The following is a 7,014-nucleotide window of genomic DNA, read 5'->3' on the forward strand; positions in this document are numbered from 1 at the left end:
TCCGCGCCCCTCTTGCAGCCCGGGAACGTGTCGCATCGCTCCTCCCGAGTGCTCGGCGAGACCCTTCCCAAGGAGTCGCAGCCCGATGGCCCCTACCCCTGAGCAGAAGCGCGCGCGGCTGGCGGAGCTCTTGCGCGAGAAGCGCCGCCCCACGCAGCGGGTCCCGGCGTCCTTCGGGCAGGAGCGCATGTGGTTCCAGGAGCGGCTGTCACCCGGGCAGGCCGGGCTCGACCTGGTCTACTCCGTGCGGCTGTCGGGACGGCTCGACGTGGCGTCGCTGGCGGGCAGCCTGAACGAGGTGGTGCGCCGCCACGGTGCGCTGCGCACCACGTTCGTCGAACAGGAGGGTCGTCCCTGGCAGCGCATCCTCCCCGAGCTTGTCGTGCCCATGCCCGTGGTGGACACAAGGGATGAAGCGGAGGCGTGGCGCCTGCTGCACGAGGCCTCCCGCGCGCCGTTCGACCTGGAGCAGGGGCCGCTGCTGCGCGCTGGCCTCTTCGCCGTGTCCAGCACGGAGCACCTGCTGCTGCTCAAGCTGCACCACACCGTCTCCGACGGCTGGTCCATGGGCCTGCTGGTGCACGAGCTGGGCGTGCTCTACACGGCACTGACTTCGGGCACGCAGGCGACGCTGCCCGACCTGCCGTTGCAGTACGGGGACTTCTCCGTGTGGCAGCGCGAGTCCCTGCGGGGCGAGGTGCTGGCGTCGCAGCTCGAATGGTGGCGCTCACGGTTGGATCCCCGGGCCGTCCTGTCGCTGCCCACGGATCGGCCGCGCTCGGCACAGGTGGACACGCGGGGCATGACGGTGTCCTCGGTGCTGCCCCCGGCGCTCGTCCAGCGCCTCACCGCGCTCGCGGGACAGGAGGGCACCACGCTGTTCACCGTGCTGCTCGCGGGCTTCAAGCTGCTGCTGCTGCGCTACTCCGGCCAGGACGACCTCACGGTGGGCACGCCCGTGGCGGGGCGTTCCCGGGCGGAGCTGGAGCTGCTCGTCGGGTTGTTCGTCAACACGCTCGCGCTGCGCACGTCGCTCGACGGGGATCCGTCGTTCCGTGCGCTCGTCGCGCGCGTGCAGGCCACCTCCCTGGGCGCCTTCGCCCACCAGGACGTTCCGTTCGAGAAGCTGGTGGAGGTCCTCCAGCCTCCTCGCCACCTCGACGTCCCTCCGTTCTTCCAGGTGATGTTCGTCCTGCAAAACACGCCCCTCCCCGCCGTGCGCCTGCCCGGGCTGTCGCTCGATGCGCAGCTCGTGGACAGCGGCTTCGCGCAGTTCGACCTCACCCTCTTCGCGCTCGAACAGCCCGACGGACTGCGCCTCACCGCCGAGTACCGCACCGCCCTCTTCGACGAGGCCACGATGGTGCGGCTCCTGGGCCACCTGGGCACGCTGCTGGAGGACGCCGTCTCGCGGCCCGACGCGCGCCTGTCTGAGCTGTCCCTCCTGGACGTGGCGGAGCGTCAGCGCGTGCTCCATGCGTGGAACGGGCCTCGTGAGGCCTTCCCGCGCGGGGTGCTCCTGCATCAACTCGTGGAGGCCCAGGTCGCGTGCACGCCGGACGCGGTGGCCGTCACCTTCGAGGGCACGTCGCTGACGTATGCGCAGCTTGATGCGCGCGCGAACCAGCTTGCGTGGCACCTTCGCGAGCTGGGCGTGGGGCCGGAGGTCCGTGTCGGGTTGTTGCTGGAGCGGTCACTGGAGCTGGTGGTGGCGCTGCTCGCCACGCTGAAGGCCGGTGGCGCCTACGTGCCCTTGGATCCGTCCTTCCCCGCGCAGCGGCTCGCGTGGATGTTCGAGGACGCGCGGCCCGCGGTGGTCCTCGCCCAGGAGCGGCTGGTGACGCGCTTCCCCGTCCGGGACGTGCCGGTGTTCTGCCTGGACTCCCAGTGGACCGCCGTGGAGCGCCAGCCCTCCGAGACACCACCGCCCGCGGCGTCCGAGGAGGCGCTGGCCTACGTCATCTTCACCTCCGGCAGCACGGGACGACCGAAGGGCGCGATGAACGCGCATCCCGGCATCATCAACCGCCTCCTGTGGATGCAGGGAGCGCAGCCGCTGTCGCCGGATGACGTGGTGTTGCAGAAGACGCCGTTCAGCTTCGACGTGTCCGTCTGGGAGTTCTTCTGGCCGTTGATGACGGGGGCTCGGCTGGTGGTGGCGCGTCCTGGCGGTCATCAGGATCCGGGCTACCTCGCGGACCTCATCGCCCGGGAGCACGTCACCACCACGCACTTCGTGCCGTCCATGCTCCAGGCGTTCCTGGAGGAGCCCGGCCTGGAGCGCTGCGCTTCGTTGCGCCGCGTGGTGTGCAGCGGTGAAGCGCTGCCGCTGGAGCTGGCCGAGCGGTGTCTGGCACGCCTTCCCACCATCCGGCTGCACAACCTCTATGGCCCCACCGAGGCTGCGGTGGAGGTCACGGCCTACGAGTGCGTGCGCGGTGCGCTGGGACGTTCGGTGCCCATCGGCTACCCGGTGGCCAATACGGACATCCGGCTGCTGGATGCGTCACTGCGACCCGTGCCCCAGGGTGTGCCCGGGGAGCTGTTCATCGGCGGCGTGCAGGTGGGCCGCGGGTACCTGGGCCGTCCCGACCTGACCGCGGAGCGCTTCATTCCAGACGGCTACAGTGACACGCCCGGCGCCCGGCTGTACCGCACCGGGGACGTGGCCCGCTGGCTGCCTGACGGCGCCATCGAGTACCTGGGCCGCGCCGACTTCCAGGTGAAGGTGCGCGGGCTGCGCATCGAGCTGGGGGAGATCGAATCCGCGCTGGAGCAGCACCCCACCGTGCAGCAGGCGGTCGTGGTCGCACGCGCGGGCCTCACGGCCAGCGACACGCGGCTCGTGGCCTATCTCGTCGGGCGTACGGGCCTGCCCGCCGTGGAGACCGAAGCCCTCCGTGCGTTCCTCGTGGAGAGGCTTCCCGAGTACATGGTGCCGGCGACCTTCGTCCCGCTGGCAGCCCTGCCCCTCACGTCCAGCGGCAAGGTGGACCGCAGGGCCCTGCCCGCGGCTGATATCGCCATGGCTGTCACGCCCGCGTATGTCGCCCCGCGCACCCCCACCGAGGAGCGGCTCGCTTCCGTCTGGGCGGAGCTGCTCCGCGTCGAGCGTGTGGGCGTGCACGATGACTTCTTCGCCCTGGGCGGCCACTCGCTGCTCGCGACGCAGTTGTTGTCGCGGATCCGCGCGGCGTTCCAGTTCGAGCTTCCGCTGCGCGCCGTCTTCAAGACGCCCACGCTCGCGGCCCTCGCCTCCGCCATGGATGAAGCGCAGGGCCGGTCCACGGGTCCCCAGGCGCCGCCCCTGCGCCCCGTGCCTCGCGACGGTGGGCTTGCCCTGTCCTTCGCGCAGCAGCGCCTGTGGTTCCTGGAGCAGCTCCAGCCCGGCTCCATCGCCTACAACCTGCCCGGCATCGTCGAGCTTGAAGGGGCACTCCAGGCCGGTGCGCTGCGGCAGGCCCTGGATGCGCTGGTCCAGCGTCATGAGGTCCTGCGCACCACGTTCGTCCCGGGCCCCCAGGGCCCCGTGCAGCGCATCGCTTCGGATGCGGCGTGCCCGTTTGAAGCAGTGGACCTGGGTGCACTGCCCGCACATGAGCGTGAGTCACGGCTCCAGTCCCTCATCGCCGAGCAGGCGCGACAGCCCTTCGACCTGGCCCGGGGCCCCCTCTTCCGCGCGGTGCTCGTGCGCCTGGAGGAGACGCGGCACGTGCTGCTCGTGCTCACCCACCACATCGCCTCGGATGGTTGGTCCACGGGCATCCTCGTGCGGGAGCTGGTGGCCCTCTACCGCGCCTTTGCTTCGGACCAAGCGCCTGCGCTGCCGCCGCTGCCCCTCCAGTACGCGGACTTCGCCGCGTGGCAGCGCCAGTGGTTGCAGGGGGACGTGCTCGCGACGCAGCTCTCCTGGTGGCGCGAGCAGCTTGCCGGTGCGCCTCCGCTGTTGATGCTCCCCACCGACCGGCCGCGTCCGGCCGTGCAGACGTTCGCGGGGAGTCAGGTCGCGGTGCGACTGCCACGGAAGCTGTCGGAGGCGGTCCACACGGTGGCGAAGCGGGAGGGCGCCACGCCCTTCATGGTGTTGCTGGCCGCGTATCAGCTCCTGCTCTCGCGGTATGCCGGGCAGGAGGACGTCAGCGTGGGCGCGCCAGTCGCGGGGCGCACGCGTTCAGAGACCGAAGGCCTCATCGGCTTCTTCGTCAACACGCTGGTGCTGCGCGCCCGCATCGACCCGCGCGCTTCGTTCCGGATGCTGCTCGCCCAGGTGCGCGCCACCACGCTGAGCGCCTTCGAGCACCAGGACGTCCCCTTCGAGAAGCTGGTCGAAGAGCTTCAGCCCGCGCGCGACGCGAGCCACACGCCGTTCTTCCAGGTCACCCTCACGCTCCAGAACGCGCCCACAGCCGAGTGGCGTCTGCCGGGACTCGCGCTGCGCGAGCTGCCTGCTCCCTTCACGCCATCAAAGTACGACTTCAGCCTCATCCTGGAGGAGTCCTCGGACGGCTTCTCCGGCAGCCTCCACTACAACACCGACCTCTTCGACGAGGCCTTCCTCCAGGGGCTGCTGCGCGACTACGCCACGCTGCTCGAAGCACTTCCGGGGCAGTTGGATGCTCCCGTGGAGGGGCTGCCGCTGGTGTCAGGGGAAGAGCGGCGGCGGGTGCTGGAGGCTTGGAGTGGCGCCTCAGTCACTGGTGGATTCTCGGAGCAGTCCATCCCGGAGCGTTTCGCTCGGCAGGTCGCGCGTGCGCCGGATGCGCTGGCGGTGGTCTCCGAAACGGCGAGCCTCACCTATGCGCAGCTCGAAGCGCGCTCGAACCAGCTCGCGCACCACCTGCGTGCCTCGGGCATCGCGGGTGGCAGCCGCGTCGCGGTGCTCCTGCCGCGTTCGCCGGAGCTCATCGTCTCGCTGCTGGCCGTGCTCAAGGCTGGCGCCGCCTATGTTCCCATCGACCTGAACGCTCCTCCCGAGCGGTGGTCGCTCCTCCTGGAGCAGTCCGGTCCAGCGATGGTCCTCACCCTGGAGGCGCTGGCGGACGAGCTGCCCTCCCTGCTGACGCCGCTGGTGTTGTTGGACACGGAGTCCTCACGGTGGGCCTCGCGACCGGAGACGGCGCCGCCCGCACCGGAGCTGGAGGGGGACAGCCTCGCCTACGTCCTCTTCACCTCGGGCTCCACGGGGACTCCCAAGGGGGTCTGCGTTCCGCACCGTGCCGTGCTGCGGCTGGTGGTGGACACCGACTTCGTGCGCTTCGGTCCGGAGCAGGTCGTCCTCCAGCTCGCGCCCGCGGCGTTCGATGCCTCCACGCTCGAAATCTGGGGTGCGCTGCTGCACGGAGCCCGACTCGTGCTCGCACCTCCGGGGGAGCTGTCCCTCGCGCGCATCGCCGAGACGCTGGCCCACCACCGCGTCACCACCCTGTGGCTGACGGCCGCCCTCTTCGAACAGATGGCGGTACACCACCCGGACGTCCTCGCCAGCGTGCCCCAGGTACTGGCGGGCGGTGACGTGCTTCCCGCCTCCCGCGTGCGGGAGCACCTGACGCGGCTTCCTCCGGACTCGGTGCTCGTCAATGGCTACGGGCCCACCGAGAACACCACCTTCTCCACCACCCACGCACTGCGCGCGGGCGACACGGTGGGCGCCTCCGTTCCCATCGGCCGCCCGCTGTCCCACTCCACCGCGTACGTGCTGGACGCGGCGATGCGACCGGTGCCGCCCGGCATGCCCGGCGAGCTGTACGTCGGCGGTGAAGGCCTCGCGTGGGGATACCTCCACCAACCCGCGCTCACGGCCGAGCGCTTCCTCCCGCACCCGTTCAGCACCACGCCGGGTGCGCGCCTCTACCGCACCGGTGACAAGACCCGCTGGCGTCCGGATGGCACGTTGGACTTCCTGGGGCGCACCGACTTCCAGGTGAAGCTGCGCGGCTTCCGCATCGAGCCGGGCGAGATTGAAGCGGCCCTGCGCGGACTGCCCGGCGTGCACGAAGCCGTGGCCGTGGTGCGCGAGGACGTCGCCGGGGACAAGCGGCTGGTGGCCTACGTCGTCGGGGCTGCGTTGGACGGCAAGGAGCTGCGCTCCGCCCTCCAGCAGCGGCTCCCCGACTACCTGACCCCGGGTGCCATCGTGGTGCTGGACGCCCTGCCCCTGAACGCCAACGGCAAGCTGGACCGCTCGGCCCTGCCGGCGCCGGAGGCTCCCGTGGCCTCGGAGGATCGCTTCGTCGCTCCTCGCGATGCGCTGGAGGAACAGCTCGCCGTCCTCTTCGCCGAAGTGCTGCACGTGGCGCGCGTGGGCATCCACGATGACTTCTTCGACCTGGGCGGCCATTCGCTGCTGGCCACGCAGGTGGTGTCCCGGCTGCGCTCGACGCTGGGCGTGGAGTTGCCCCTGGGGGACCTGTTCGCCGCGCCCACCGTGGAGGCGCTCGCCGTCCGCGTGTCGGCCCTGCGTGCTCAGGAGGGCTCACGTCCGGAGATGCCGCCGCTCGTGCCCATGCCTCGCACCGGAGCCGTGCCGCTGTCCTTCGCCCAGCAGCGACTGTGGTTCCTGGATCAGCTCCAGCCGGGCAGCGCCTTCTACAACGTGCCCGGCATCCTTGTGCTCGACGGCACCTTGAATGCCGCCGCGCTGGAGCAGGCACTCGAGGCCCTGGTGCAACGGCATGAAGCCCTGCGCACCACGTTCGCGTCCGAAGGGGGAACCCCTGTCCAACGGATCCACGCCGGAGTCACGCTCTCCCTGCCCGTCATCGCGCTGACATCCGACACCGAGGACCGTCGCGAAGAGGAAGCGCGCCGACACGCCGCCGCCGAAGCCGCGCGGCCCTTCGACCTGGGGACCGGTCCGCTCGTGCGCGCCGTGTTGCTGCGGTTGGATCCGCGCCGCCACTGGCTGCTCCTCACGCTGCACCACATCGTGTCCGACGGTTGGTCCATCGGCGTCTTCGCTCGTGAGCTGGGCGCGCTGTACCGCGCCTTCGACTCCGGACAGTCGCCCACCCTGCC

The 7,014-nt window shown here is 70.9% G+C and carries 1 protein-coding gene; it reads left to right on the forward strand.

All coding sequences use genetic code 11. The features are described 5' to 3' along the window. Positions 1-85: 85 nt before the first annotated feature. The coding region (locus tag D7X12_RS18335) for a non-ribosomal peptide synthetase (protein ID WP_120626563.1) at positions 86-7,014 on the forward strand (6,929 nt) is incomplete at its 3' end.

It is taken from the genome of Corallococcus sicarius (assembly GCF_003611735.1).
Lineage (GTDB): Bacteria > Myxococcota > Myxococcia > Myxococcales > Myxococcaceae > Corallococcus > Corallococcus sicarius.